Consider the following 26,818-nt stretch of genomic DNA (forward strand, 5'->3'; position numbering starts at 1 on the left):
AAACCAATGGGAGAACCGACATGAACAGACGTGAATTCGGAAAACTGATCGCCGGCACAAGCCTTATGGCGGGCATGATGCCGGGCCTTGCTCTGGCATCGGACACCACCGAGCTGAACGTTGCCGTCGAAGCGCTCTGGCACAACATCGCGCCGATCAACGGAATATCGAACGCTTCGATCCGCATCTTCCCAAACATCTATGACCGGCTTGTCGAGATCGACTATCTCAACGACCCGTCGGGCCAGACGCTGATACCGCGCCTTGCAACCGGCTGGGAGCGTGACGGGAAGGTCTGGACTATCACCTTGCGCGAGGGCGTGAAATTCCACAACGGCGAGACGATGACCGCCGAAGACGTTGCCTTCACCCTTTCTGCCGAACGCCTTTGGGGCGACGAGCCCTATGAGCCGCGTGGCCGCACCTATACCGCAGGCTTCGTGCGGGTCGAGGCCACGGGGCCGCTGACCGTCGAGATCGAAACGGCGGATGAGGACATCAACATTCCCGGAAAGCTCTCGGGCTTCATCGGCTATGTGGTTCCCAAGGCTTACTATCTTGAGACCGGCGTGGAAGGTTTCGGCCAGGCCCCCGTCGGGACCGGCCCTTACAGGGTGGTGAACTATCGCGGCAACGAGGCGGCCAGACTGGAAGCGTTTGCCGATCACTGGGACGGCGCGCCGCCGGTTGAGCGGCTGAACTTCCTGCTGGTTCCGGAATATGCGGGGCGTCTGGCGGGGCTTGCGACCGGCGAGTTCGACATCATCGCATCCATACCGATCGATCAGGAAAACCAGATCGAGACGATGGAAGGCGCAACGCTGATCCGCAAGCAGGTCAACAACTACACCGCCGTGCTTTTCAACACGCGCAACGACCCCGAAGGCAATCCGCTGCAAGATCAGAACCTGCGTTATGCGATGATCCAGGCGATCGACATGGACGCCATCGTGCAGGCGCTCTTCAGCGGCAATACCTTCTTCCCCGCTGTGCCTTTCAATTTCCCGGAATACGGCAATTTCTACGATGCGGCGGCAAAGCCCCGCCTGCCATACGATCTGGAGGCGGCACGCGCGCTGGTCGCAAAGTCGGGATACAAGGGCGAAACGCTTATCTGGCATATTACGCGCGGTTTCTGGACGAACTACGATGCCGCAGCCGAGATCATGGTGGAGATGTGGCGGGAAGCCGGGATCAATGTCGAGGCGCAGTTTCTCGACAATTTCCAGCTTGCCTATGAGCGGCCGTTTCACATGCTCGCCGTTTCCGGCGGAACCAGCTTCATTCCCGGCGATCCCTATCAGCCGCTCTGGCTCGATTGGAGCCCGACCGGCGTTATCTCGTCGGCTTCATGGAAGACGTGGGATCCAACGGAACGGTTCGTCGAGATCGGCACGGCCTATGCCAAGTCCACCGACCCGGATGAGCGAAAGGCGCTGTTCCTTGAGCTTTCCGAAGAGTGGCAGCGCGTGACGCCGGGGCAGTATATGTGGAAGTCGCTCGCCAACTGGGCGGTTCGTGATGGCATTTCCTTTGTACCGGTGCCGGAGTTCGAAATGCGGCTGCACGCCGGTTACCTGAAGCTCTGACGCTCAAACACACCCGGGCTCATCCGATCGGCGGAGAGTCCGGGCGATCCCGCGTTCACGCATTCGACAGGCATCTGAGGAAACATCATGGCCCGATCCGCACCGCTGCTTTCCGTCGAGAATCTATCGATTGCACTGCCGGGCGTCGCCGACCGCACGCATGCTGTTGCCGGTGTTTCGTTCTCCGTGGCGCCAGGTGAAATCCTGTGCATCGTTGGCGAGTCCGGCTCCGGCAAATCGGTCATGTCGCTGGCCATTATGGGCCTGCTTTCGCGCGGCCTTTCGGTGGAGGGTGGGAAGATCCTGTTTGAAGGGCAGGATTTGCTCACCATGCCGTCAAAGGCCCGTCGTGATCTGGCCGGGCGGCGCATAGCTATGGTGTTTCAGGAGCCAATCGCCTCGCTCAACCCGTTTTATCGGGTCGGCGAGCAGGTGGCGGAAGTGTTTCGGCTGCACACCGATATGTCGAACGCGCAAATCCGCGAGCGTGTGCTCGAACTTTTCTCCGAGGTTCTTCTGCCGGAACCCGAACTTATTTATCAGCGGTATCCGCATCAGCTTTCCGGAGGGCAGTGCCAGCGCGTGATGATCGCCATGGCGCTGGCGCTGGAACCCGCCGTTCTGATAGCCGATGAACCCACCACCGCGCTCGATGTGACGACGCAGGCGCAGATACTGGACCTGATCCGGGATTTGCGCGACCGGCACGGCACGGCGGTCGTGTTCATCACCCATGATTTCGGTGTCGTCGAGGAAATTGCCGACCGGGTTGCCGTCATGCAGTCGGGGCATCTTGTCGAAGAGGGCACGAAAGAGCGCATCATGAATGCGCCGGCGCATCCATACACCCGCGCCCTGCTTGCTGCGGTTCCAAGGCTGGCACCCCGCGATGTTCAGGCGAACGAAAAGCCGCCCTTTCTCGTTGCGGAAAATCTGCAAAAGAGATGGCCTGAGCGCGAGATTCCGGCGCTCGAAGATGTGTCGCTGTCCATCCGACCCGGTGAGACCATCGGCCTCGTGGGCGAGTCCGGTTCCGGTAAATCGACGCTCGCGCGCGCGATCATACGCCTTGGAACCGTCGATGGCGGCAGCATTATGCTGAACGGCGAAGACCTGGTCGGCAAGGAAGGTGCCCCCTTGCGTGCGCTTCGCCGGCATATCCAGATGGTGTTTCAGGATCCCTATTCCGCACTCGACCCACGCCAGAAAATCGGCTCTGCATTGACGGAGGGTCCGATGGCCAATGGCCTCTCCCGCCGGGAAGCGGAAGAGCGTGTGCGCGAGTTGATCTCTGCCGTCGGGTTGCAGCCCTCGGCGCTGGATCGGTTTCCCCACGAGTTCTCCGGCGGTCAGCGTCAGCGCATCTGCATAGCACGGGCGCTTGCCCTTCGCCCCGATCTGCTTATTGCGGACGAGGCGCTCTCAGCACTTGACGTGACGATGCAGGCGCAGGTGCTTGAGCTTCTGGGTGACATGCAGGCGCGTCTGGGTTTTGCGATGCTCTTCATCACCCACGATTTGCGCATTGCCAGTTCGCTCTGCGACCGCATTTGCGTGATGCAGCGGGGCCGCATCATCGAGGAGGCGGAGCCGCGTGAGCTGTTCACCCATTCCCGGCACCCCTACACGCAGGCGCTCTTGCAGGCGATTCCGGGTGGCAGCGTGTAGTGGCGAGAGGCCGGTGGACGGCAACGCCCCGAGGCTTGAGCTTTTCAACCATCTTCCTGACCGGCTCGAATTCGGCGCGCCGTTCCTAGGCTCTTTCATCATCTCGGAAAACCTGACCGTTCGCGTGCGGTGCAGCGGCCACAGGTGAACCGCAGAACAGGGTCACCCCGCCTGACGACTGTGCTATTGGGCCAGTCTCTTTCCCAGCGTGCCGCATTTTCGTGGCATTGTGCCAGACACTACAGCGTCCTTCATGCGTCCCTCTGGGCGCGTGAAGGACACTGCATCTCTTTGCCGGTCCGCATAATGCTCTATATGCCTCAGGCCCGAACTCAAAAGGAACACGAAAATGCCCGCACTGCCCGTCGTTGGCGTCATTGCCTGCAGGCGCTCCGTGGAAGGAGAGGACGCCCAGATCGTCAAGGAACGCTACCTGGATGCAGTCCGCCAGAACGCCGATGCGCTGCCTCTCATCGTGCCGAACAATCTTGACGCAGACGATGTAATCAACCTCCTGCCGCGGATAGATGCGCTGCTTCTGACGGGTAGCAATTCCAACATAGCCCCCTCGCGCTACGGCTCAACGCAAGCACAGCGCGGAATGCTCGACGTGACGCGCGACAACGCTACCGCCCGGCTCATTGACGCGGCGGTCGAACGCGGGACGCCGCTCTTCGGAATCTGCCGCGGCCTTCAGGAGATCAATGTCGCATTCGGCGGATCGCTCGCCGATGAACGCGACATCGGCACACAGGAATTCTCCCATCACGCTCCAGACGACGCTTCTCTCGAGGCCATGTTTGCCCACGCGCACGGCGCGACAGTCGTGCCGGGTGCCGCTTTCGAAAAGGTGCTGGGCGTGTCAGGCCAGATCGCGGTCAACAGCGTCCATTATCAGCGGATCGACCGGCTGGGTCACGGGCTTGCCGCCACGGTTCACGCCGATGACGGGGTGATCGAAGCGGTCGCGGCCTCGGGAACAAGAGCTCCGGTTTTTGCCGTGCAGTGGCATCCGGAATGGCCGGTGAATCAGCATCCGCACGATATCGCCTTCTGGCGCTATGTTGGTGAGCAGGCACGCCTTGGGGCGAGATCAAACGGAGCGTGACGAAACGAAGTCAGGGCAATAGAATTTTTTTATAGCCCGAATTCCGCATTGCGATTGGACACAACCCAATACTTGCCTTGAAATATAGGCTTCTCTAATGGGTTTAGGTTCATGACAGACAAGAATATCTATCTGAAGTTCGTCGAAGCGGACGTGAAAGGCATCATTTCTCTTTATTGGGATACCGCACCGAAAACCTGTGAGGCGATCTGGGGCGCCCTGGAGAAGCCGATTCAGGTTCCCGCCAGCCATGCCATCTTCTCTGGCCCTGAGATCATGATGGGTCTGCCGGAAGAGGCCCGCAACTTCGATCCCACAAGCCTGCCGCCGGAAAACCAGACGGTTCTCCCGCAGCCCGGTGATATGCTCTGGTTCTACCAGCCGAAGAACTTCTTCAAGATTGACCCCGACGAGTTCTGGGAGATCGGTATGTTCTACGGCGAGGGCGGCCGCACATTCGGCCCCACGGGCTGGATTTCCTGCACCTACTTCGGAAACATGTCCGAAGGGCTCGATGCGATTGCCGAGCAGTGCCGCCTGATCCGCAGGGAAGGCATTAAGACGGTCGAGATCGGCCGCAACGTTTGACGATCCGGCGGCCCGCCCATTTCGATGCGGGTCGCCCAGCCTCCAGATATCAAATATAAAGAAAGCAAGGGAACAGCCATGAAGACGATTTCGAAATTCACCGTTGCCGGCGTTAGCGCACTGATGGCCGGCACCGCACTTGCACAGGCCGAAACGATCACGATCAACTCTTTCGGCGGCGCTTATGAAGAAGCGCACCGCGAGTGCATTCTGACGCCGTTCGAGGAGAAGACCGGCGCTGAAGTGCGAGTTGTCACGGCGTACTCCGCTGATGCGTTCGCCCAGTTGCGGGCTCAGAAAGATGCGCCGCAGTTCGATGTCATCCATTTTTCCGGCGGCCAGGAAATCGTGGCTGCGCAGGAAGGTCTCCTCTCGCCGATCGACGAAGCCAAACTGTCCAATGCCGGCGATGTTTATGATTTTGCCCGGGCCAATCTTGCCAGGGGCGAAGGCCCCGCCTATTCGATTGCGGCGATCGGTCTCCTCTACAACAATGAAGCGGCCGACCCGAAGCCCACCGCCTGGAAGGATCTCGCCAACGAGGCCTATGCCGATCACATCGTCCTGACCGACATTTCCAACGGCTATGGAATGCTTGGCTTCCTGATGATCAATCAGGTCAACGGTGGCGATCTCGACAACATCCAGCCGGGCCTTGATGCGGTAAGCAAACTTCTCGACAACGGCGCGATCGTTGTTTCCACCTCGCCGGAGATCCAGCAGGAATTCGCGCAGAACGATGCATGGATTGCCGCCTACGCGTCCGACTACGCCTACACGCTGCGAAAGGCCGGTCTGCCGACGGCTTTCACCCAGGGTGCTGAAGGAACACCGGCCAGCCTCATCACGGCCAATCTCGTGGCCGGCAGGCCGAACCAGGATCTCGCTCTCCAGCTGATCGACATGTCGATCTCGCCTGAGGCGCAGTCCTGCTTCGCAGAGAAGCTTCGTTATTCGCCCACCAATGCGAAGACCGAGCTAGCCGACGAAGTTGCCGCCGACGTTGCCTATGGCGAGGAAGGGGTGAAAGGCCTCATCCGCTTCGACCCGGTCAAGATCGAGGCCAACCGCTCGGCCTGGGTCGATGCGTGGAACCGCACCATCGCCCGATAGGTCCAGACCTGATTGCGGCATCGCGAGTGATTTGCGATGCCGCGCCCTGCGCGTGCGCCTGCGCGCAGTCGCCCGTTCCGGGGCAATGCAAGCTTAAAAAGAGACGACACAAGGATCGCCATGACAGACCGCGCGGAAAACTCGCTTCTGATCCTGCCGGGCCTCCTGCTTCTGGTGCTCGCCTTCTTCGTGCCGATTGCACAGATGCTGATGCTGTCTGTCTCGGGCGAGAACGGGCTGACGCTGGCCCATTTCACGCGCTTCCTGAGCGATCCCTATTATCTCAATGTGCTGTGGCGCACCGTGCGTCTGTCGGCGATCATCACGCTCATCTGCGCGCTGATCGGTTTCCCGATGGCCTATATCATGGCCCATGTCAGCCCGCGTCTGAGGCTCTGGCTGGTCATCATGGTGATCCTGCCGCTGATGACCTCCGTGGTCGTGCGTACCTTCGGCTGGATGGTGCTTCTGAGCCGCAGCGGCCTCGTGCCCGAGGTCCTGCGTGATCTCGGCCTCGTCGGGCGCAATTTCAGCCTGATGCAGACCGAGACCGCCATCGTCATAGGCATGGTCCAGGTGCTTCTGCCCTTCATGACCCTGTCGATCCTTGGCGTCATCACCCGCATCGACAGCCGACTCGAAGAGGCGGCGCGCACCATGGGCTGTACCTTTCTGCAGACGCTGCGCACGGTCGTGCTGCCGCTGTCCGTGCCGGGCATCGTCGCCGGCTCGCTGCTGGTCTTCACGCTTTCGGCAAGCTCGTTCGTCACGCCGAACCTTCTGGGCGGCGCCCGCATTCAGGTTCTGGCCGCGTCCATCTACCGTTCGGTCACGCAGACGCTCGACTGGCCCTTCGCCGCAGCCCAGGCTGTCATCCTGTTCCTGGGCATCATCGTTCTCCTGATGCCCTACGCCAGACTTTCGGGGCGCTCCAATGGTTAGAGCCGTTTCCACTCCGCTGCGCATCGGCGCTGTCGCCTTCGTCGTCCTGACGGGCATCTTCCTCCTCGCGCCGCTGTTCGTAATCGTCGGCGTGTCCGTTTCGGAAAGCCAGTTCATCTCGTTCCCGCCAACGGGCTTCTCGCTGCGCTGGTACGAGGCGGTTCTGTCGTCCGACGCCTATCTCAATGCGGCCTGGATCAGCATCCAGGTGGCGCTTCTGGTCACCGTCACCTCCTGTTTCGTCGGCGGTGCGGCGGCCATCGCGCTCCACCGGCGCAAGCTGCCCTTCTCGGGTCTGCTTTCGACGCTGTTCCTGTCGCCGCTGGTTCTGCCCACCATCATCTACGCCATCGGAATGCTGATGCTGTGGAGCGCAATCTTCGGGCCGGTCTCCGTGGTCACCCTGTGGGTCAGCCACACGATCATCACCACACCTTATGTGATCCGCACCACGCTGGCGGTCCTTTCGGAATCTGACCCCTTCCTTGAGGAAGCGGCGCAGACCATGGGCGCGAGCCGCTTTCAGCGACTGCGGCTGGTGGTTCTTCCGCAGTGCCTTCCCGGCCTTGCGGCAGGCACCTTCTTCGCCTTCAACATCTCCTTCGATGAGGCCGTTCTGGCGCTGTTCCTGCGCAAGCCCGGCATGACCACGCTGCCCGTGCAGATCTACGGCCAGCTCGAATTCAGCCCCGACCCGTCGGTGGCTGCCGTTTCCTCCATCATGATCGGCCTGACCGTCCTTCTGATCTTCGTGATCGACCGGATGCTTGGCCTGCACCGTTTCGCGAGCACCTGATCCATGGCTGAAGTCCGTCTCAACGCCATCAAGAAAGCCTTCGGTCCCGTCGAGGTTCTTCACGGCATCTCCATCGATATCGCATCCGGCGAGTTCGTCAGCCTTCTGGGCTCCTCCGGCTGCGGCAAGACCACGCTTCTGCGCATCGTTGCGGGTCTCGAAAGCGTTACCTCCGGCTCCGTCGAGATCGGCGGGCGCGACGTCACCGACCTGCCGCCCGAGAAGCGCGACATCGCCATGATGTTCCAGTCCTACGCGCTTCTGCCGCATCTGAGCGTCGCCGAGAATGTCCGCTTCCCGCTGCGCATGCGCCGCATCGGCACGCTGGACGAGCAGCGCGACAAGGTGCGCGATGCGCTGGAGACCGTGCAGCTCGGCCATCTGGCCGACCGCCGGCCCAACCAGCTCTCCGGTGGCCAGCAGCAGCGCGTGGCGCTTGCCCGCGCCATCGTCTCGCGTCCGCAGATCCTGCTTCTCGACGAGCCGCTGTCCAATCTCGACGCGCGGCTTCGCGAAGACATGCAGGTCGAGCTCATCGAGATCCACAAGCGCCTCGGCCTCACCACCCTGTTCGTCACGCACGATCAGGAAGAGGCGCTCAGCCTGTCGGACCGCATCATTCTCCTGAACAAGGGCAAGATTGAGCAGGAGGGGGCTCCCCGCGAGATCTACGCCCAACCTGCCACCGGCTACGCTTCGAGCTTCCTTGGTGCGGCCAACCTCGTGTCGGCCAACATCACCGAAGAAGCTGGCGGGCCGGTGGCGACACTTGCCGACGGGCAGACCCTGCCGGTCGGCAAGGACGAGACGCGTCGTGGCCCGGCGGTCGTCGCACTGCGTCAGGAAGATGTGGCCATCAAGCCGAAGGGCGAGGGCGTCATCGAGGGCAAGGTGCGCACCCGCGTCTATCTTGGCGCGCGCAATCGCTACGTGATCCAGATCGGCAAGGAAGAAATCCGCGTTCTGGCCCCGCACGATCTCGATTTCGAGCGCGGCGAGACGGTTGGCCTGGCCATCGATCCGGCGCGCCTGCGCGTTCTGTCCGAAGGGGAATAGCGGCTTCGGCCGCGTTCTGCCGGACGCATTCACATACAGTTTTGAAAACCGATCGCCCTTGAGCGAATGGAGACACGCATGAGCAGCCTTGAAACACGTCTTTTCATCGATGGTGAGTTCGTCGCCGGTGAGGGCGCGGAGGAAACCGCATTCGATCCCGCACGCGGGACCGAGCTCGCCCGTGTCGCCTCGGCCAGCGAAGGCCAGATCGACACCGCCGTGCAGTCCGCCTATCGCGCGTTCCAGCGCTGGCGCCGCACGACGCCGAAGGAACGCAGCCGAATGCTGTGGGCTGTCGCCGACAAGATCGAGGAAAACGCAGCCCGTCTCGCCGAGGTTGAATCGCTGAATGCCGGCAAGCCGCGACGCTTCGTCGAAGCCGGTGAGCTTGCCAATGTGGCCGACGTCTTCCGCTTCTACGCGACCGCCGTACGCAACATGCCGGGCGTCGCCGCAGACGGCTACCGCGCCCACACCATGACGAGCATGCTGCGTCGTGATCCGCTTGGCGTCATCGCGTCCATCGCGCCGTGGAACTATCCGCTGCTCATGGCCGCGTGGAAGCTTGCCCCGGCCATCGGCGCGGGCAACACCGTGGTCATCAAGCCATCGGAAAACACGCCGCTCAGCCTTCTGCGTCTGGCCGCCATCCTCAACGAGGTCCTGCCTGCCGGCGTCGTCAATGTCATCTGCGGCAACGGCCCGGATGTCGGCCAGCCGCTCATCACTCATCCGCTCGTGCGCATGATCTCGCTGACCGGCGACGTGCGCACCGGCCGCGCCATCCTCAAGGCGGCTGCCGGAGAGCAGATCAAGCGCACCCATCTCGAGCTTGGCGGCAAGGCCCCGGTCATCGTGATGAAGGACGCCGATCTCGACAGCGTTGTCGATACGATGCGCGAGGCCAGCTTCTACAATGCCGGTCAGGATTGCACCGCAGCCTGCCGCGTCTTCGCCGACAAGGCGATTGCCGATGAACTGACGGACAAGCTCTCCGCCATGATCGGCAGCCTCGTCTACGGCGCGCCGGAGCGTGATGATGTGGAGTTCGGTCCGCTGATCAGCGCCGCCCAGCAGGAGCGCGTTGCAGGCTTCGTCGAGCGCGCCCGCGCATCGGGTGCAGACATCGTCGCTGGCGGCAACAAGCCGGATGGTGCTGGCTTCTTCCACGAGCCGACGCTGGTGCGTGCGCCCATCGGCGCCGAGATCGTCCAGAAAGAGGTGTTCGGCCCCGTCGTCACGCTCACCGAGTTCGATGAACCCGACACGGCGCTCAGCTGGGCGAACGCTTCGGAATACGGCCTTGCCTCGTCGGTCTGGTCGCGTGACACCAGCGCTGCGCTGCGTCTTGCCAACGATCTCGAATACGGCGTCACCTGGGTCAACACCCATGGCGTCTTCGCCACCGAGATGCCGCATGGCGGCATGAAGAACTCCGGCTATGGCTCGGATCTCTCTATGCAGTCGCTACTGGAATACACGCAGGCCCGCCACATCATGGTGGCCTGAACCACAACGGCAAGGATATGAAAAAGCCCGGCAGAGATGCCGGGCTTTTTTTGTGTTCCCTGCCGGGATCAGTCGATCCAGGCCATGTCGGGTTCCACGCTGGCGCAGAACCGCGCGGCGCTGATGCGCGCCTGGCTGATGACCTTGCGGATGAAGTCTTGATGGGTCGAGGCCTGATAGCTGGCCACGATGTGCATGGGCGGAAAACGCTTCGACACCTGCACCTGATGCAGGAGCCCCATGCTCAACTCACGCCTTATGGTCACGGCGGGGATCGCGCCCACGCCGAACCCGTCAATGATCAGGTTGATGATCGCGTAGAGGGAGTTGCAGCTTGTCAGCTTCGAGGCCAGCGCCTGCTCGTCGTGAAAATAGGGCGCGATCATCTGGTAGGGCGGCGAATTTTTTGGAAAGCTGATGATCGGCAGGCTCGCCAGTTCCGCCACGCTGTAGGTTCTGTCCGGGTCGATCAGCTTGGGTGAGCCAGCCCACACCATCTGCAGCACGCAGGAGGTGAAGCTGCGGAAACCGTCGTCCAGCACCGGGTGCAGCGAGAAGATCACGTCGAACTCGCCCTTGGTCATGCCCTGGATGAGATGTTTCGTGCCGTCGACAGTCAGCTCAATCTTCAGGTTCGGAAAGCTGCGGTGCAGCGAGTCGATCAGATGCGGCATCCAGGTGGATGAAACGGAATCGATCGCCCCGATCCGCAGCGGCTCCAGCGCCGGCACGGCGTCCCCCTGAAGCGTGCCCCGCAACTGGTCGATATCGCCGAGGATCGCCTCAAAGCTCTGCAGCACGCGCTCGCCATCGGCGGTCAGCGCAAAGCTACCATCGCCGCGGTTGATCAACCGGCTTTCCAGTTCGGCTTCAATGGCCGCAAGCCGGCTCGAAATCGCCGGCTGTGTCGTGTTCAGCTCTTCCGCCGTGCGGCCGAAATGCCGGTTGCGGGCGAGTGCCACGAATGTCTTGATATCGAGAATGCGCATGTGGCCATTCTATAAACGGCTTCGGCAGCGACCGCATCCGCAATCATCGCGCCGCTGCCAAACTTGCTGATCCATGGATGTGATTTTAGACGAAACGTTCGCCGGATTGGCGCCGGAATGACGACTTTTTCTTCAGTATTTCCCAGGCCGATCCCGGATATCGGAGTGTTTTTCCGTCACGGGGAGCCGGTTCGCGGTGTCCCCACACGATGCGCTGCATAGGGCAGTATCGCGACGATGAGGCATACCCTCAACACGTGATGCGCGGCGACCATTGCGGGATCGATCATGAGGGCCAGCGCGACGACGCCGAGTTCCGGCGCGCCTCCGGGCAGATAGGCAAGGAACAGCGGAGCCACATCGCCACCGGCGAAGGGGGCGACGAGAAAAGCCGCCACGAGAGAGTCGGCGGCCAGAACCACTCCCACCAGTGCCGCCAGCCAGCCATCGCGGACGATCTGGCGCAGGGTGTAGCTGGCAAATCGCGCGCCGACACCGGACCCGATGACGATCTGCGCAAGAATGGAGAGAGGCGCGGGCACGTGGACCGTGACCAGACCGGTCGCGTGAAGAACCGCAGAACTCAAAAGCGGCAGGAGAAGCATGACCGAGGGAAAGCGGATACGCGTGGCAGCGTACCAGCTGGCGATGGCGACGAGTGCGAGCTTGCCGTGTTCGGTGAGGTCGAACGCTTCGGGGGTTGAGAAGGCCGTACGGTTTGCAGCGGAGAGGTCGATGCCGGCTATCCACTGGATGAGGAGCGGTGCGGATATGAGCAACACCACCAGACGCGCCGTGTGGCAGAGGACCACACGGTTCGTCTCGGTTTCGTATTGCTCTGCCAGCATCGTAACCACGGAGAGACCGCCAGGCATCGCCGCAAAAAGAGCTGTCTCGCGGTTCATGTCTCCCCAGCGCCGGAAAACCATATAGGCAAAAAGGCCGAAGCAGAGCGACAGAAGCGCCATGGCAAGGAGGCTGACAGCCCATGTTCCGGCCCGGGCGATCACGTCGGGTGTGAACCCGGTGCCGAGCATTGTGCCGATGGCAACCATCGCATAGCTGCGCCATGTCACCGGCAACTCAGGACGAAATGGTGAAAGCTGTGTGATCAGCGCGGAGGCCGTAACACTGCCGAGTACCCAAGGCAGTGGGAGATTGAGCAGAAAGAATGTCAGACCACCTGCGGCACCGACACCGATGGTTACAGCGCCCCGGGTGACGGCAGAAGCCAGCATGGTCAATTTTCGACCTGCTGAACCTTGCGCTGGCGCAATGTTTTGAGAAGCGGCGCGCCAACCAGCACAATCACCATGAACACGAAAAGACCAAGCGCCATGGGCCGTTCAAGCAGATAGTTCAGCGGCTGCCCGTTGGATATCTGGAGGGTGCGCACCAGCTCGCCCTCCATCATGCGGCCGAGGAGCAGACCGATGACGGTGGCAGCGACCGGATAGTCGTTGCGCCGCATGAGCCAGCCAAGAGCGGCGAATGCGGCAACGGTCAGCGGGCCCGCAATCGTGCCCGTGATGCCGTACCCGCCCCAGGCGCACATGGCCAGAACGCTGGGCACGAGGTAGGCAAGCGGCACCCGCACCACCATGCCCAGAACCCGAAGCATCATGAGGCCGATTACGGCCAGAAGCACGACCTGTCCCAGATTGCCCAGAATGATTGAGTACACGACATCGGTCTGATTGCGGATGAAGGAGGGGCCGCCGATGATGTTGTGAAAGGAGAAGGCTGCGAGGAGAACAGCCGTTGCAGCGCCACCGGGAATGCCGAGCGCCAGAAGCGCGGTCATGGAGCCGCCCTCGGAACTGCTGTTGGCGGATTCTGCCGCGATAACGCCCTCCGGCGCACCCTTGCCGAAGGTTTCCGGCGTCCGGGATGTTCTCTTGGCTTCGCCGTAAGACACCAGATTGGCGACCGACGAGCCGACGCCGGGGATTGCCCCGATCACCGCTCCGATAAGGCTGCCGCGGATGAGGACGCCCGGATAGCGGAAGGTTTCGCCCACGCCGCGCAATATGCGACCAAACGAAATGTCGCGCTGCGCTTCGTCCTGCACAAGATAGGAGTTGCCCCTTAGTCGCAGAAGCTCCGAGGCGGCGAAGATGCCGATCATGGCCGGGACAACGGGAATGCCGTCGAGCAAATGCGGGTTGCCGACGGTGGTGCGCATGACGCCTGTGGTCGACATGCCGATCTGGCTGAGCATCAGTCCGAAAAAGCCAGCAAGCAGACCCTTCGAAAGACTGCCGTCGTTGAGTGTTGCAATCAGGGTCAGGCCCCACAGCACCACCACGACCATCTCCATGGGACCGATTTTCAGCACCAGTGTGGCCAGGGGATTGATGAGCAGCAGCAGGAGAATATAGCCGACGAATGCACCGATGACCGAAGCGGCAAGCCCGAGGCCCAGCGCCTCGTTGTGCTTTCCCTGTCTCGCCATGGGGTAGCCATCGAAGGCGGTGGCGATGGAGGAGGAAGAGCCTGGAATGTTCATCAGGATCGCGGTCACCCCGCCGCCATAGGCGCCGCCGGTGAAGATTGCGGTGAGAAACAGCATGGCCTGCAGAAAATCCATGCCGAATGTCACCGGCAGGAAAACAGCCATGGCCATCGATATCTGAAGGCCGGGAATAGAGCCGAAAATCAGGCCGATCAGCAGGCCGGGAATGACCCAAAGCCAGGGCTCGATGCTGGTGAAGAGCAGGCCGAAGGCCTGTGAAAGGGCGAAATGGTCGATCATTTCAGAGCACCAGCGTCAGCATCGGGTATGGGAAGAGTGAGCCGAACCCCTTGACCAGAAGCACGGTGAAGAGCGCCGCATAAAGGGGTGGTTGCCAAAGACCGCGCCCGCCGCTCATCACCACGCCGGCCCAGACAAAGACGAAGGTCGCGACATCGAAGCCGATATGGGTAAGCGCGAAACAGAAGGCGGCAAAGCCCGCGAGCAAAAAGAGGTCGCCCCAGACGCCGGTTTTTGCGCTTTCGTCCACCGGCTTGCGGATTGTGCCGGTGATGACGAGCAGCACGAGAATACCGAGCACGGCGGCGACCGGAACAGCCACCACCAGATTGTTGAGGGAAGAGGAGGCGGAGACGGAACTCCAGAGTATGAAGCCTGATGTGGCAAACACGATGCCGAGCAGGGCGGCATGTGTGGCCGGGAATCTCGTGGTCATGTCCATCCCTCGCCTGTGCTTGATCGAAAGAAAGCGGGAGCTGTGCCCCCGCGTTCTCGTCACTATTCCTCGGTGTCGAAGCGTTTCAGGACTTCGAAATTCGAGTTGATGATCTCGGTCGTGCGCTCCGGCCCGAGCCATTCCGCGCCGATCTTCTGTTCCTTGAGGCTTTTTACAAACGCCTCATCTTCAAGAACGGCCTTGTAGGCATCGACCATCTTCTGGAAAGCCTCGGGATGGTTCTTCTTGAATTCCGCATGCGCTGCAAGCCCGCGCATGGAGCCGGCAAGAACGGGGACGGCTTCGAGGCCGTTCTTTTCCAGAGCCTGGTTGAGCGTTGGGGCATCCCAGTCTTCGCTCGGCTCATCAGCGGCCAGCGCAAGCGGGCGCACATATTCTGCGATGGAGAGCGTGCCATCTGCTGCCAGAACGGTCATGTCGACCTGTCCGCCGGCCACGGCCGTGCGTGCCTTGCCACCGGACTGATAGGTCACGATGTTGACGGCGGATTTGTCGACGCCGAAGGCTTCAAGGGCAAGTTCCAGATTGATGGCGCCGGTGGAACCGGGAACCACGGAGACTTTGAGCTTGCCGGGCTCTGCCTTGGCCGCTTCCATGAATTCTGCGAGCGTCTTGTAGGGTGTTTCGGCATTGACCGCGAAGAGATCGTGATCGTTCCACTGGCCGTTGATGAAGGCGAAGTCGTCAAGCGTGTAATCAGCGTCGAAACGCAGCATCGCATTGGAAATATACGGGTGGATCGAAGTGGCCAGGAAATAGCTGCCGTCTTTTGGCATCTGGGAGAAATAGGTGTGGCCGACATGGCCGCCGCCGCCTTCCTGATTGATCACGGAGATCGGTGTTTCAAGTTCGTCCTGAAGGCGTTGTGCGAGCGCACGGGCGGTGCGGTCCGCCGAGCCACCTGGCCCAAGCGCGACAACGAAGGTGATCTTGCGAGGGGGCCAGCTCTCTTCGGCTTTAGCGGTGGCTGGCTGCAAGGCAGCGGCCAGCGACATACCGAGCGCAGCTGCTGCAATAGCGAATGTTTTCATGGTCAGACTTTCCTCCCCTGACGCGGTTGGTTGCAAGATTGTAGTGCAATCTTTCGATCCAGACAGTTATCGCTCGTCAGCTCTTCGTGTCAAGAGAGGGAATAAATGTTGACATAAACGTTGTTTTCCGTGATTTCTTGGGAAGAAGTTTCAGTTCTGCAATTCCGGTCGCGTGTTCAGTGGAGAGAGAATTGTCAACAATCTTGATGAAATCTCGCGGACTGGCTGCCGAGCGGCTGGCCGATGTTCTGCGCGAAGATATTCTGTCTGGCCGGATCGCTTCCGGTGAACGGCTGGGAGAGGTGGCGCTGGCGGAACGGTTTGAAGTGAGCCGGGGGCCTGTGCGTGCGGCGCTCAATCTTCTCAATGAAGCCGGCATTGTGACCATCGTTCCCAACAGTGGTGCGCGGGTGCGCGAGCTGGGCCGTGCGGATGCGCGTGCGCTTTATGAGGTGCGCGCAGCGCTTGAAGCAGAAGCGGCCATGCTTGCTGCCGCCAGGGCCGGGCCGGAAACCGCCGCCCTGTTTGGCGATCTCCTGGACCAGCATGCCGGGGAGATCGCGGCGCATCCCGAGGGTGCCTATCTGCAGGGGGCGGGGGATCGCGATTTCCATATGGTCATCGCGCGCATGGCCGACAATCCGATCATTCTGCGCTATCTGGCGCGCGAGCTTTATCCGCAGCTTTCGCTTTTGCGCGTCAAGCACCGCAATGTGACGGGGCGTGGCGCAAAGGCGCTGAACGAACACAAACGGATCGCAACGGCGATTGCCGATGGCGATGCGGAAGTCGCCGGCCTCCTCATGCGCCGTCATATTCGCAACAGCTGGACTGCGCTTGAAGCGCAGCTTTCCGAGACCGCCAAGGAGATGGAATGAGCCAGAGACGCATTCCCGCAGCTTTCATTCGCGGGGGCACCTCCAAGGCCGTGGTGCTGAAACACGCGGACCTGCCTGAAGACGAAGCCGCATGGCCGCAGCTTTTTGCGCGGCTGATGGGCAGTCCCGATCCCGGCAAACGGCAGCTTGACGGCATGGGCGGCGGGATTTCCTCCCTGAGCAAGGTGTGTGTTGTCGGTCCTGCGACCCGCGATGACGCCGATATCGACTATACCTTTGCCCAGATTGGCGTGGACAGTGACAGCGTCGACTTCAGCGGCAATTGCGGCAATATGAGCTCTGCCATGGGGCCCTTTGCCTATGATGAAGGGTTGGTCGAGGGGCCGCGCGATGGCGAAGCCGTCGTGCGCATCCACAACACGAATTCGGGCAAAGTGATTGTTGCCCGCTTCGGCGTATCCGAAGGCCATGCGGTGGTGACGGGCGATACGGCCATTCCCGGTGTGCATGGCACCGGCGCACCGGTCACGCTGGATTTTCTCGATCCTTCCGACACATTCGGCCGGGGCACGCTGCCGGGTGGCAGCGCACGTCGCGAACTGACGCTCGCCGATGGCCGCGGGGTTCGCGTCACGATGATCGATGCAGCCGTTCCCTCGGTCTTCGTGGCGGCAGGGGATGTCGCTGGCGACACGCGCAGCCACCCCGGCGCGATCGATGAGGATGTTGCGCTGATGGATCGCCTTGAAGACATCCGCCGGCAGGCTTCCGTGATGATGGGCTTGAGCTCTGATCTCCAGGCTGCAGAACAGCGCATCGCCACACCGAAAGTCGCCATGGTGGGCCCCGCTGCCGAATACAGGGATATCGCGGGCATCAAGCATTCGGCTGAAGCACAGGATCTGCAGATCCGCATGATTTCCGCAGGGCAGGCGCATCGTGCGGTTCCGGTCACCGGTGCGCTGGCACTCGCATGCGCTGCGGTGGTCAACGGCTCGGTCGTGAGCGCCTGCCTCTCGCAGGGAGCAGACCCGCTGAATCTGCGCATCGCTACGCCGAGCGGCATCGTCACGGTGGGCGCGACACGCGATGGTGAAAGCGGCGTGATCAGCGCCGCACGCATCGTTCGCACCCAGCGGCGTCTGATGGACGGGCATGTCTACATACCCTGACCGGAACACAAACCCTCGCCCAACAGGACTGAAGAAAGAGACACGTTTCATGCTCAACCACGAAATCAACCGCGCCTTTAAGCAGCGTATCCTGAAGGGCGGTCCCGTACTCATGCCCGGTGCGGCCAATGCGCTTGCGGCGCGGGTCATCGAAGATCAGGGGTTCGAGGCGATTTACCTGTCGGGGGCAGGCCTTACAAACACTTATCTCGGCATGCCGGACATGGGTTTCGTCGGGCTGAACGAGATTGCGCAGCACACCTCCACCATTCGTGACGCGACCGAACTTCCCATCGTGGTGGATGCCGATAACGGTTTTGGCAATGCGCTCAATGTGCGCCACACCATTCGCACTCTGGAGCGCGCAGGCGCGAGCGCCGTGCAGCTCGAAGACCAGAAGACACCCAAACGCTGCGGGCACTTTTCGGGCAAGGAAGTGGTGCCGCTGGACGAGGCCCGTTCGCGCATTCGCGCAGCGGTCGATGCCCGCCAGGATGAGAACACACTCATCGTTGCGCGCACCGATGCCCGCGCCACGGACGGGTACGATGAAGCGCTGGAGCGCGCCGCTGCCTTCATCGAGGACGGCGCCGACATCACTTTCGTTGAAGCGCCGCAGTCAAAAGAAGAGATGCGCGGCATTCCCGCAGCTCTTAAAGGCACGCCGCAGCTCGTGAATCTGGTCGTAGGCGGCAAGACGCCGATCCTCGATCTTGATGAGTTGGGCGATATGGGCTTCTCGCTTGTGCTTTACGCCAATGTCGCCCTGCAGTCAGCCGTTTACGGCATGCAGATGGCGCTGGGCCAGCTCCGGGAAACGGGCCGAATGGACGAGAGCGGGCCCGTGGCAAGCTTTGTTGAACGCCAGAGAATGGTCCGCAAGGATCTGTTCGACGAACTCGAAAAGCGTTACGCGATTTAGAGTGGTTTTCAATCAGCGCGCAACGACCTGACTGGACAGTTGATGCGATGGGCGGACATGCAGTCCGCCCGATTTAATCGCGTGTCTGCTGCCCGGCATTGAATCCCGGCTGCATCGCTGCTTCCCAGTCTGCCAGGAATGCTTTCTTCTTGAGACGGTCCAGATAAGTCAGAAGCCCGATGCCCAGACGTATGGGCAGGGCAGAACGCCCTTCAGTGGCCATTTCGGGAGATGGGGCCTCCTGATCTGATGCGCTAAAATGTAGTGGTAACAGGGACGAGTGTCGGGCGATTGTGGACTGTCCCGCCGGCGAGAGCAGAAAGTCGATAAAGGCGGTTGCCGGGGCCTTGTTTCGCGCGGTTTTGGGAACGAACGCCGTTCGGGTCATGACATTGGTGTAGTCGTCCAGCAGATAGACGCCGACGCGCGGATCGCTGTTTGCGCGGCTGAGAGCGTAGGAGCCTATGACATTGTAGCCGAAGACCAGCTCGCCGCTTGCAACGCCGTTGAGGATGTCGAGCGTGCAGCAAAACGTTTTCGTGCGCGCGCGTCCGAAGGATTCCGTAAGCCTCGAGAACTGATAGCCGCGCTGGGCATCCTGAGTCGCGAACAGATAGCCCACACCTGAACGATGAATGTCGTAGGTCCCCACCCGCCCATTGAAAAATCCGGGGTCATCGCGGATCACCCCGGCGAGTTCCGAACGCGAGCGCGGCAGTTCTCTTTGAGCAAATGCCGCGCGATTGTAGACCATGGCGACGGGCTCAAAAGTAAATCCGTAAAGCTCGTCGCGCCATTGCGCCCAGGCGGGAACATTCCTGGCGTTGGTTGGCTTGAAGGCATGGGCCAGACCGCTGTTGACGAGCTTGGCCTGCAAATCCATGGCGGAACTGATGACCACATCGGCAGGCGAATCTCCCCTGCGAATTTCCGCGTAGAGTTCGCTTGTGTTGAACTCGGTATATTCGACACGCACGCCCGGCGTGCTGACTTCAAATCGGCGAATAAGCTGCATGACGGCGCTCGTATCCGTCGCGCTGTAAACGCGAAGGATGGACTCCGCTTTCGACGGACTGACCAATCCCAGAAGCGTGACAGCGCAAACGTACACGAAACATCTCATGCAGCATGTCCTTCCACCGGTAGATCGAGTTGCACCCTCAGCCCGCCCCAACGGCTATCCGACAGGGTGAGAATACCACTCTGGCTCTTGGCCACGGCGCTGACGATGCTCAGCCCGATTCCTGACCCGCCTCCGTTCCTGTTCAGTGAATAAAACCGCTCCAGAACGGCGTCTCGCTCGACCGCCGGGATGCCCGGGCCCGCATCCTCCACCGATACTCGCAGGCTGCACCGTCCATCGATGCAGACCGTCTCCATTGCGATCTCGACATGGTTCTCCGGCGGGCCATGGCGTAACGCATTGTCCAAAATGTTTCGGAGCGCCTCACGAAGGGAGATCGGGTCGCCAGTGATCTGGGCTCCGGACGGGCCGAGCCCGTCTTTCTCGAGCGTGATCTCAATGTCGCTTGCAGCGGGATCCCGCAGGAGTTCTTCCACACATGACCGCACGAGGGACAGCATGTCGACCGTTTCTGTGGTGCCATCCACTCCTCGATGGATGACCATGGCATGGGAAAGCAGCTGGTTTGTCATCCTGATGGTGCGCGTGGACTGCTCATAGGCACGCTCGAGACGCTGCTGCATTTCCAGTTGATCCTGCTGCTCGGTTGCCATCTGTAGCTGGCCCTGAAGGGCCGCCAGGGAAGTGCGCATTTGATGAGCAACGTCAGCGATGAAGGACTGGGCGTTCTCCTTGCTTGTTTCCAGCCTGGTCATGAAATCGTTGATGGCTCCGATCAGCCCCTCGACCTCGCGCGGAGGCAGGGCATCGAGAGGTGTCATGTCCGTGGGCTGGCGCCTGCGTATGTCGGCTTCGATCCCGGCAAGAGGGGCCATGGCACGGTTGATGCTGTAGCGCATGAAGAAGAGACCGATCACCGCGATTGCCACAAGGCCGGCGAGTCCCTTGGAAAACAGGTCGAACTGCAAGGCGTCGCGCGCGATGCGCGTCTGCCCGAGCTGCACAAGCAGCCACTCCGGCCCGGATGCGCCGATCACCAGCTTTCCCTGCAGCACGAAGCGCACCTTCTCGCCGCTGTGGGGCGCATCAAAGAAAACCGGGTCGGCCGGTATGTCGAGATGATCGGGAAGAGGCAGGGATGACTCCCCGGTGAGGGTCTCACCGCTCTGGCGGAATATCCGGTAAAATACCCGATCGGTTTCTGCCAGCCCCACGATTTCGAGGGCGGAAGAGGGAATGTCGACGGTCAATCCCTCGGGCTTTGGAGAAATACGTTCGAGAATGGCAATGGCAGATCCGGCCAGAAGCAGGTCATAGGTGCGGTTTGCGGAATCGCGGGCATAGGTCAACAGACCGAGGGACAACACCGTGACGATCACGAAGAATCCTGCCACCATTCCCGTCGTCAGCCTTCTGCGAAGCGAATATGGCGCGGCACGGAGACTGGGCATGTTCAGGAAGCGCTCCGCACTATTTTATGCGCACGCTGGCAATGTAGCCGAGGCCGCGAATTGTGCGGATCGTCAAAGCTGCATCGTTCAGTTTCCTGCGCAACCGTGTCATCACCTGCTCGACGGCGTTAAGGGTAGGGGCCTCCTCAAACGTATAGAGCTTGTCTGCGACCTCTTCTTTTGAAAGGACGCGGTCGATGTTGCCGATCATGAGCTCGAGAAGCTGAACCTCCCGATAGCGCAGATCGACATCGATCCCGTTTACGGTGGCTCTTTTGGCCGCTCGATCAAAGGTGAAATTGCCGGCGATGAAGATGTTGCGGGCCTCTCCGCAGCGCCGTCGCGCAAGAGCCCGGCACCGGGCAGCCAGCTCGCGCAGGTCGAAGGGTTTTACGACATAATCGTCTGCTCCGGCATCGAGGCCGATCACGCGATCGTCGATTTCCGAGCGCGCGGTCAAAAGGATGACCGGGGTCGAGTTCCCCTGCAGACGAAGCAGGCGAAGAATTTCATAGCCATTTCGCCCCGGCAGGTTCACATCGAGAAGGATCATGTCGAACTGCTTGTATTGAAGCAGCTCGTAGGCCTGTGCGCCGTCGGCCTCCCGATCGATCGCGTGCCCTTCGCTGCGAAAGCGGTCCATGATCGCTTCCGCAAGTTCGTCATTGTCTTCGACAAGCACAATTCGCATGAGAACTTTCTAAAACACACCAGGGGCTACGGAAAGCCGGATTGGCCGTTCAGACCGCCATGTCAGTCTGGGGTCAGAAGCGGGTCATGCGGTGGTCAGTCTCCTCCCATAGCCTTCACGGTCTGAAGGCTCGCCTGCCGTGAGGGGAAGCGGGCTTTCAGGATGCAATGGGAGGACGACATGACATTTGTGAAATTTGCGACTGCGTTTGTTCTGGCGGCGGGGCTCGGCTCTGCGGCACTGGCGCAGGATATCGACAAGCCGGAATGCATTGCACCGGCCAATCCGGGCGGCGGCTTCGACCTGACCTGCCGCGTGGCCCAGACCGGCCTCAAGGATCAGCTTTCCACGCCCATACAGGTCACCTTCATGCCCGGCGGCATCGGCGCGGTGGCGTTCAATCTCTTCAACACGACGCGCACCGACGATCCCAATGCGATTGTTGCCTTCTCCACGGGCTCGCTCCTCAATATCGCGACGGGAAAATATGGCGAGTGGACAGAGAATGATGCCCGTTTTCTCGCAACGGCAGGGGCGGATTTCGGTGCAGTCATCGTGCGTGAGGACAGCCCCTACAAATCCCTCGATGATCTGCTGAATGCAGCCAAAGAGGATGTCGCTTCGATCGTCTTCGGAGCCGGTGGGTCTGTCGGGTCGCAGGACTGGATGAAGGGCGCGCTGCTGCTGCGTGCTGTCGAGCAGGATCCGAAGAAGATGCGCTATGTGGCCTTTGATGGCGGCGGCGAGGCCATCGCCGCGCTACTTGGTGGCAGCATTGAGATCTATATGGGCGATGTCGGCGAAATGGTGCCGCATCTCGACGCCGGCAAGATGCGTATCCTTGCGGTCATGTCGCCGGAGCGCCTGCCGGAGCCCTTTGCCGAATATCCCACGGCAATGGAACTTGGTTATGATGTCGAGTGGACCATCATGCGCGGTTTCTACATGGGCAAGAACGTGCCGGATGCCGCCTATGATGCATGGGTGGAGAAATTCAAGGCGGCCTATGAAACAGAGGAGTTCGCCAAGCTCCAGAAGGAAAAGGGCCTGATGCCGCTGAACAAGGCCGGTGCCGAACTTGACGCTTCGATCAAGAAGCAGATTGCCGGGCTGCGCGATATCGCGCGTGAAGCCGGTCTTATCGAGTAACGCGTCAGCAAAGCTGATCGAGGTGGCGGGCCGGGGGTGGCCCGCTACCTGCTCATGCTTCGGGAGGACATCATGGCTGACCGCATCTTTGCGGCTGCGATCCTGGCTATCGCGCTTGCCTATACCATCATCGCTTTCACGATCATCCGGGCACCATTTCAATACGACCCGCTCGGGCCTGAAAGCTGGCCGCAAATTCTGGGCGTTCTGGCGTGCCTGTGCTGTCTCTGGCTCATCGTCAGGCCGGATGTGGCGAAGCTGGACACCAAGACCAGCACGCTCGGTCGTCTGGCGATCGTGGTGCTGATGCTGTTTGCCTATGCGTGGCTTTATCAGCCGCTGGGCTTCGTGATCGCCACATGGGTATTTGCCGCTGCGTTCTCCCTTCTGCTTGGCGCGACCATTGTGCGGGCACTGATCTTCGGTGCCGCTACGGGCATTGTCGGCTATTTCGTCTGCACGATCCTGCTTGAGCTCAATTTGCCGGACGGCCTTCTTAAATCCTTGCTGTGAGGAACCCATGGACAGCGTCATTTCAGGTCTGTCGGCGGGCTTTTCCGTCGCGCTTCAACCCTTCAATTTCTTTCTGGTTCTTGCCGGCTGTTTCGCGGGAACGCTGATCGGTGCTCTTCCGGGCATAGGCCCCATCAATGGCGTGGCGATCCTTCTGCCCATTGCCTACGGGCTGGGTTTCCCGCCCGAATCCGCTCTCATCCTGCTTGCCGGCATCTATTACGGCGCCGAATATGGCGGGCGCATATCGTCCATCCTGTTGAATGTGCCCGGTGACGCCGGCGCGGTGATGACGACGCTTGACGGCAACCCAATGGCCAAACGGGGCGAGGCCGGGCGCGCTTTGTCGCTTTCGGCGGTCGCCTCCTTCATAGGCGGCACTTTTGCGGTCATTCTCATGTCGGTCTTCGGTCCGCTTCTGGCATCCTATGCAGTGACCTTCTCGCCGTCGGATTATGTGGCGCTCATGGTGTTTGCCTTTGCAAGCCTCGCCTCTCTGGTGGGCAGCAACCCGGTCAAGACACTTCTTGCTGCATTGATGGGGCTGATGCTGGCCTCGATCGGGATCGACGCCAATACCGGCGTACCACGCTATACGTTCGGCATTCCCGACATTCTGGCGGGGATCGATTTTCTGGTCGTGGTCATCGGCCTCTTCGGCATGGCGGAACTGATCCATCTGGTCGAACAGCAGATCACCGGGCGGCTGAAGCCGCTGGCCATCGACAAGAGCTTTGTGTCGTGGGCGGATCTCGCCATGACGAAATGGACCATTTTGCGCTCGTCGATAATCGGATTCTTCATTGGCATCCTGCCGGGCACGGGCGCTTCAGTGGCTTCGGCGGTTGCCTATGGCACGGAAAAGCGGGTCGCGAAGAATTCCGAGACGCTCGGCACGGGCGACCCGCGCGGGCTGGCAGCACCGGAAGCAGCCAACAATGCTGCGGCAGGTGGTGCCATGGTGCCCATGCTTACACTGGGCATTCCCGGCTCGGGCACGACGGCCATTCTGCTTGGGGCCCTGCTGCTGTTCAATGTCGCGCCGGGCCCGCTGATGTTCGAGCAGAGGCCGGAGATCGCGTGGGGCCTGATTGCATCCATGTATATCGGCAACCTGGCCCTTCTGGTGATCAACCTGCCGCTGGTGGGATTGTTCGCCCGCATGCTCACCATCCCACAGCAATATCTGACGCCGCTGATCGCTGTCCTCGCTTTCATCGGCGTGTATTCTGTCGTCAGCAACCCGCATGATCTCTACATGATCACGCTGCTTGGCGTGTTCGGATGGATTCTGCGCAAGCTGCAGTTTTCGTTGGCGCCCGTCATACTGGGTTTTGTGCTCGGCAGCCTGTTTGAGAACAATCTGCGCAGGGCGCTGTCCATCTCTGCCGGAGACTGGGGCATCCTGTTGCAGTCCTGGAACAGCATCATCCTGTATGCACTGGCCACTGCGGTTGTCGTGCTGCCGGTCTGGGCAGCACGACGCAGGCGACCGGCGCAGGGAAGGTGAAAGATCGGCGGCATTGGCGGAATGCTGCCGGTTCCTTCAAATCTCCACAGTGCGTCCGGAGCCTGCAACTCCGCAGGTCGCAAGAAGCGCGGCCGAGGGGGCGATCTCCGTCTCCTCCTCGGTGTTCAGAAGGAAGGCCGTGGTCTGCGGCTCGCGATAGGCTTCGATGACGCTGCGCGACGCGCCCGTGTAAAGGGCGCGCAGAGCGCGGAAACAGCCGCTGTGGGTGACGACGACATGCGCATGCTCTCTGTCCAGACCGTCGAGCCAGGCTTTTATCCGTGCGAAGAGTTCGTCCTTGCTTTCGCCGCCCGGCACCCGATACCCCCAGGCATCTGACTGATGGGCGTCGAACTCCTGCGCTCGCTCCGCCTTCACTTCGCTCAGCGTGCTTCCCTCCCAGGCTCCATAGGCACGCTCGACGATTTGTGGCGCCTCGACGAAACGCTCGAAATCGATATTCCAGCAGTCAGCGAGTATGGAAGCGGTCTGTCGGGCCCGTCCCAGGGGGCTGACCCAGAAACGCGCAGCACCGGGCAGAGTTTCAAGATGTGTCTCGACTGCCGTGGCGACGGCAAGGCACTGCCGCATGCCGTTGAGTGTCAGGGGCGCGTCCATGCGCCCCTGAAGCCGACCCTGCCGGTTCCACTGTGTTTCGCCGTGGCGAATGAGCAGGATTGGCGGGAATGTGCTTTCCGCAACGGAAGGGGGAGCCGACGCGCAGGATGCGGCGGCGAACACATCATCAGCCATGGATCAGAACTCCTTCCTGATGGCGCACTGTCACGTTGACCTGTTCGCCCGCTTCTCGTCGCCCATGCCCTCTTGTGTGAACCTCGTCGACAAGCAGCGTCTGGCCGGCAACATCGACTGCGTAGCGGATCATGCCGCCGAGAAACTCTGCCGACAGAACGGTCCCCCTGAGGCCGTCTTCGCTGCTTCCGCCGAATGAAATGCTCTGCGGTCTGAGCACGAGCTTGACAGCGCCCGGGCGGGCGTTTTCCGCACAGGGCAGCGCTATGCCGGAAGGCAGCACGAAAACATTGCCGCCCGCTTCCCGCTTGACGGTGCCTTCCAGCACGTTGGCCGTGCCAAGGAAGTTGGCCACGAAGGCATTGGCCGGTGTGTCATAGACATCATCCGGTCGCCCGACCTGCTGCACCACCCCGTCTGCCATGACAGCGATGCGGTCGCAGATCGTGTTGGCTTCTTCCTGATCATGGGTCACGAAAATGGTGGTGATGCCGAGCCGCCTTTGCAGTTTCAGGAGATCCTGCCGCATCTGCACGCGAAGATTGGCGTCCAGATTGGAAAGCGGTTCATCGAGTAGCAGCACGCGCGGTTCCACCACGATGGTGCGGGCCAGCGCCACGCGCTGCTGCTGGCCACCCGAAAGCTGCGAGGGGTAACGGTCGGCATACTGGCTCATGCCGACCATCTCCAGCGCCGCATTGACGCGCTTTTCCGTTTCCGCCTTTGGCACACGACGTTCATCGAGGCCGAAGGCGACATTGCGGGCAACGCTCATATGCGGCCACAGCGCATAGCTCTGGAACACCATGCCGACATTGCGTTTCCACGGCGCGGTGCCGACGACATCCTGCTCTCCGAGCAGGATTTCCCCTTTTGGTGTCGGGCCAAAGCCGGCAATGGCACGCAGGAGCGTGGATTTGCCTGACCCCGACGGGCCAAGGAAGGCGAAGAACTCACCGGGTTCGATCTTCAGATCGATGCCTTTGAGCACTTCCGTCGAGCCGAAGGAAAGGGACACATTGCGAATGTCGATCTCGACGGGTTCCACCCGACCGGTTTGCATGGGCTGCGATGATGGGTGCGTGGTTGCGGATTTCATGGGCATGTTCATCTCAATGTTCTCCCCCTGGGTG

The 26,818-nt window shown here is 61.1% G+C and carries 25 protein-coding genes; 15 read left to right on the forward strand and 10 right to left on the reverse strand.

Annotated features, from left to right (window positions below; all coding sequences use genetic code 11):
• Positions 1–20: 20 nt before the first annotated feature.
• The 9 genes from BLW55_RS17030 (at position 21) to BLW55_RS17070 (ending at position 10,369) form a co-directional block, all read left to right on the forward strand.
• Positions 21–1,589 (forward strand): ABC transporter substrate-binding protein, encoded by a 1,569-nt coding sequence (locus BLW55_RS17030; RefSeq protein WP_007009460.1) that lies wholly within the window; start codon positions 21–23, stop codon positions 1,587–1,589.
• A gap of 87 nt (positions 1,590–1,676) precedes the next feature.
• A complete protein-coding gene (locus BLW55_RS17035; RefSeq protein ID WP_090329587.1) occupies positions 1,677–3,257 on the forward strand; it encodes an ABC transporter ATP-binding protein in 1,581 nt (526 codons plus the stop codon).
• A 349-nt stretch (positions 3,258–3,606) separates the two neighbouring features.
• The gene (locus BLW55_RS17040; RefSeq protein WP_090329588.1) at positions 3,607–4,365 is read left to right on the forward strand and encodes a gamma-glutamyl-gamma-aminobutyrate hydrolase family protein; all 759 of its coding nucleotides are present in this window, start codon (positions 3,607–3,609) and stop codon (positions 4,363–4,365) included.
• Positions 4,366–4,476: 111 nt separating this feature from the next.
• The gene (locus BLW55_RS17045; protein WP_007009463.1) at positions 4,477–4,953 is read left to right on the forward strand and encodes a DUF3830 family protein; all 477 of its coding nucleotides are present in this window, start codon (positions 4,477–4,479) and stop codon (positions 4,951–4,953) included.
• 78 nt (positions 4,954–5,031) lie between these two features.
• On the forward strand, positions 5,032–6,066 hold the full coding sequence (locus BLW55_RS17050) for an ABC transporter substrate-binding protein (RefSeq protein WP_007009464.1): 1,035 nt from the start codon (positions 5,032–5,034) through the stop codon (positions 6,064–6,066).
• Between the two features lie 120 nt (positions 6,067–6,186).
• Positions 6,187–7,008 (forward strand): ABC transporter permease, encoded by an 822-nt coding sequence (locus tag BLW55_RS17055; RefSeq protein WP_007009465.1) that lies wholly within the window; start codon positions 6,187–6,189, stop codon positions 7,006–7,008.
• Positions 7,001–7,804 (forward strand): ABC transporter permease, encoded by an 804-nt coding sequence (locus tag BLW55_RS17060; protein WP_090329589.1) that lies wholly within the window; start codon positions 7,001–7,003, stop codon positions 7,802–7,804. Before BLW55_RS17055 ends, BLW55_RS17060 begins: the two co-directional genes overlap by 8 nt.
• 3 nt (positions 7,805–7,807) lie before the next feature.
• Complete coding sequence (locus tag BLW55_RS17065; RefSeq protein ID WP_090329590.1) at positions 7,808–8,860, forward strand: ABC transporter ATP-binding protein; 1,053 nt, start codon at positions 7,808–7,810, stop codon at positions 8,858–8,860.
• A 78-nt stretch (positions 8,861–8,938) separates the two neighbouring features.
• Positions 8,939–10,369, forward strand: a complete 1,431-nt coding sequence (locus BLW55_RS17070) for an aminobutyraldehyde dehydrogenase (protein WP_177175099.1) — start codon at positions 8,939–8,941, stop codon at positions 10,367–10,369.
• Positions 10,370–10,437: 68 nt separating this feature from the next.
• Here the strand turns inward: BLW55_RS17070 and BLW55_RS17075 are convergent, their stop codons facing one another.
• From BLW55_RS17075 to BLW55_RS17095, 5 genes are all read right to left on the reverse strand, one after another.
• Complete coding sequence (locus tag BLW55_RS17075) at positions 10,438–11,358, reverse strand: LysR family transcriptional regulator (RefSeq protein WP_007007803.1); 921 nt, start codon at positions 11,356–11,358, stop codon at positions 10,438–10,440.
• 176 nt (positions 11,359–11,534) lie between these two features.
• Positions 11,535–12,596 carry an AbrB family transcriptional regulator gene (locus tag BLW55_RS17080; protein WP_090329592.1) on the reverse strand — a complete coding sequence of 354 codons (1,062 nt, stop codon included), beginning with the start codon at positions 12,594–12,596 and terminating at the stop codon, positions 11,535–11,537.
• A 2-nt stretch (positions 12,597–12,598) separates the two neighbouring features.
• Complete coding sequence (locus BLW55_RS17085) at positions 12,599–14,113, reverse strand: tripartite tricarboxylate transporter permease (RefSeq protein ID WP_090329593.1); 1,515 nt, start codon at positions 14,111–14,113, stop codon at positions 12,599–12,601.
• A gap of 1 nt (position 14,114) precedes the next feature.
• Positions 14,115–14,549 (reverse strand): tripartite tricarboxylate transporter TctB family protein, encoded by a 435-nt coding sequence (locus BLW55_RS17090; RefSeq protein WP_040664954.1) that lies wholly within the window; start codon positions 14,547–14,549, stop codon positions 14,115–14,117.
• Between the two features lie 62 nt (positions 14,550–14,611).
• Positions 14,612–15,601: a Bug family tripartite tricarboxylate transporter substrate binding protein gene (locus BLW55_RS17095; RefSeq protein WP_090329594.1), complete on the reverse strand. Its 990-nt coding sequence runs from the start codon at positions 15,599–15,601 to the stop codon at positions 14,612–14,614.
• Between the two features lie 191 nt (positions 15,602–15,792).
• Here BLW55_RS17095 and BLW55_RS17100 point away from each other — a divergent pair, with 191 nt between their 5' ends.
• The 3 genes from BLW55_RS17100 to BLW55_RS17110 are packed head-to-tail and all read left to right on the forward strand — an operon-like array spanning position 15,793 to position 18,534.
• Positions 15,793–16,479: a GntR family transcriptional regulator gene (locus BLW55_RS17100; RefSeq protein WP_244509115.1), complete on the forward strand. Its 687-nt coding sequence runs from the start codon at positions 15,793–15,795 to the stop codon at positions 16,477–16,479.
• Entirely contained in the window at positions 16,476–17,612 is a 1,137-nt protein-coding gene (locus tag BLW55_RS17105; protein WP_090329596.1) for a PrpF domain-containing protein, read from the forward strand. Before BLW55_RS17100 ends, BLW55_RS17105 begins: the two co-directional genes overlap by 4 nt.
• 49 nt (positions 17,613–17,661) lie before the next feature.
• Positions 17,662–18,534 carry an isocitrate lyase/PEP mutase family protein gene (locus BLW55_RS17110; protein ID WP_090329597.1) on the forward strand — a complete coding sequence of 291 codons (873 nt, stop codon included), beginning with the start codon at positions 17,662–17,664 and terminating at the stop codon, positions 18,532–18,534.
• Positions 18,535–18,607: 73 nt separating this feature from the next.
• Here BLW55_RS17110 and BLW55_RS17115 read toward each other — a convergent pair whose 3' ends face one another.
• From BLW55_RS17115 to BLW55_RS17125, 3 genes are all read right to left on the reverse strand, one after another.
• Entirely contained in the window at positions 18,608–19,657 is a 1,050-nt protein-coding gene (locus BLW55_RS17115; protein WP_007007812.1) for an ABC transporter substrate-binding protein, read from the reverse strand.
• Positions 19,654–21,015: a sensor histidine kinase gene (locus tag BLW55_RS17120; RefSeq protein ID WP_177175101.1), complete on the reverse strand. Its 1,362-nt coding sequence runs from the start codon at positions 21,013–21,015 to the stop codon at positions 19,654–19,656. The genes BLW55_RS17115 and BLW55_RS17120 overlap by 4 nt, the downstream gene beginning before the upstream one ends.
• A gap of 73 nt (positions 21,016–21,088) precedes the next feature.
• Positions 21,089–21,760 carry a response regulator transcription factor gene (locus BLW55_RS17125; protein ID WP_007007814.1) on the reverse strand — a complete coding sequence of 224 codons (672 nt, stop codon included), beginning with the start codon at positions 21,758–21,760 and terminating at the stop codon, positions 21,089–21,091.
• A 180-nt stretch (positions 21,761–21,940) separates the two neighbouring features.
• Between BLW55_RS17125 and BLW55_RS17130 the strand changes: the two genes are divergently transcribed.
• The 3 genes from BLW55_RS17130 (at position 21,941) to BLW55_RS17140 (ending at position 24,932) form a co-directional block, all read left to right on the forward strand.
• Entirely contained in the window at positions 21,941–22,909 is a 969-nt protein-coding gene (locus tag BLW55_RS17130; protein ID WP_007007815.1) for a tripartite tricarboxylate transporter substrate binding protein, read from the forward strand.
• Between the two features lie 72 nt (positions 22,910–22,981).
• Positions 22,982–23,422 carry a tripartite tricarboxylate transporter TctB family protein gene (locus tag BLW55_RS17135; protein WP_040664955.1) on the forward strand — a complete coding sequence of 147 codons (441 nt, stop codon included), beginning with the start codon at positions 22,982–22,984 and terminating at the stop codon, positions 23,420–23,422.
• Between the two features lie 7 nt (positions 23,423–23,429).
• Complete coding sequence (locus BLW55_RS17140; protein WP_090329599.1) at positions 23,430–24,932, forward strand: tripartite tricarboxylate transporter permease; 1,503 nt, start codon at positions 23,430–23,432, stop codon at positions 24,930–24,932.
• A gap of 36 nt (positions 24,933–24,968) precedes the next feature.
• Here BLW55_RS17140 and BLW55_RS17145 read toward each other — a convergent pair whose 3' ends face one another.
• Together BLW55_RS17145 and BLW55_RS17150 are read right to left on the reverse strand one after the other, a co-directional pair.
• Positions 24,969–25,685: a histidine phosphatase family protein gene (locus BLW55_RS17145; RefSeq protein WP_007007817.1), complete on the reverse strand. Its 717-nt coding sequence runs from the start codon at positions 25,683–25,685 to the stop codon at positions 24,969–24,971.
• The gene (locus tag BLW55_RS17150) at positions 25,678–26,796 is read right to left on the reverse strand and encodes an ABC transporter ATP-binding protein (protein WP_210184120.1); all 1,119 of its coding nucleotides are present in this window, start codon (positions 26,794–26,796) and stop codon (positions 25,678–25,680) included. The genes BLW55_RS17145 and BLW55_RS17150 overlap by 8 nt, the downstream gene beginning before the upstream one ends.
• Positions 26,797–26,818: the final 22 nt, after the last annotated feature.

This window comes from Nitratireductor aquibiodomus (assembly GCF_900105565.1).
Taxonomy (GTDB): domain Bacteria; phylum Pseudomonadota; class Alphaproteobacteria; order Rhizobiales; family Rhizobiaceae; genus Nitratireductor; species Nitratireductor aquibiodomus.